1 pseudogene is annotated in these 1082 nt (G+C 74.7%); it reads left to right on the top strand.

Annotated elements, in window-relative coordinates:
• Window positions 1-1082: pseudogene (locus HR086_RS47065) on the top strand (ABC transporter permease); the annotation flags it as partial.

Raw genomic sequence — 1082 nt, 5'->3', positions numbered from 1 at the left:
CTCGGGGCCTGGTGGCGCGCTGGGTGGCGCTGGGGTGCGTGCTCGCGGCGGTGGGCCTGGCGGTGTACTCCTCGCTGGAGGCGCACCCGTTCCCCAGGACGGTGGGGACACCCGGGGTGCTGCGCAACTGGGTGCAGTCGCTGGTGGAGGCGCCAGGGTTGAGCGCGGTGCTGTGGCCCGCGCGGCTGCTGGTGGCGCCCGCGTTGGCGCGGGACGCGAGCGACTTCCTGAGCGCGCTCCCCCCGGTGCTGGTGCTCGCGCTGGCGCACTACGTCTGGGTGCGGCTGGCGGAGGTCCCCTTCGAGGAGTCCGCGGTGACGCAGGCCGAGACGCGCACGCGCGAGCGGGCCCAGCGGGCCTCGGGAGGGAGCGCCCGGGGCGGAGCGCTCGCCTCGCGCAAGGCCCCCTTCCGGCTGTCGGCGCGAGGGCGTCCGGAGGTGGCGCTCATCTGGAAGAACCTCATCACCCGGAGGCGGATGACGGGGGGCGTGGTGTCGGTGCTGGCCTCGCTGCTGCTGGGGTGCGCCATCGTCGCGATGATGGGCGAGTCGCGCTTCTTCACGGACACGCGCCGGGTGCTGGGGCCGCTGGGCGTGTCGCTCGCGGCGATGATGGCGGTGGTGGGGCCGAGCGTCTTCCGCATGGACCTGCGCATGGACCTGCCGAAGCTGGACCTGCTGCGCGCGTTGCCGCTGGCGGGCTGGCAGGTGGTGGGGGCGGAGCTGGCGGCATCGGCGCTGGTGGTGGGCGCGCTCCAGCTCGGGCTCCTGACGGTGGGTCTGCTGTGTGGCCCGGGCGCCGAGGACCCGTGGCTTGCGACGTGGTGGTGGCCGGGTGGGGTGGCGCTCGCGGTACTGCTGCCCACGGTGTCGTTGGCCGGGCTCTTCGTCCAGAACGCTGCGGTGGTGCTGTTTCCGGCGTGGGTGCCCGCGGACAGGACGGGGAGCGCGCGGGGCATCGAGGCGCTCGGGCAGCGCCTGCTGACGTTGGTGGGCTCGCTGGTGGTGTCGCTGGTGGGCTTGTTGCCGGCGGCGCTGGCGGGCGCGGTGGTGGGCTTCCCCTTGTGGTCCTCGCTGGAGGTG

The organism is Myxococcus sp. CA039A, assembly GCF_013336645.1.
GTDB lineage: Bacteria > Myxococcota > Myxococcia > Myxococcales > Myxococcaceae > Myxococcus > Myxococcus llanfairpwllgwyngyllgogerychwyrndrobwllllantysiliogogogochensis.
Note: the sequence above shows the minus strand (reverse complement) of the source record. Positions and strands in the feature narration are given on the sequence as shown.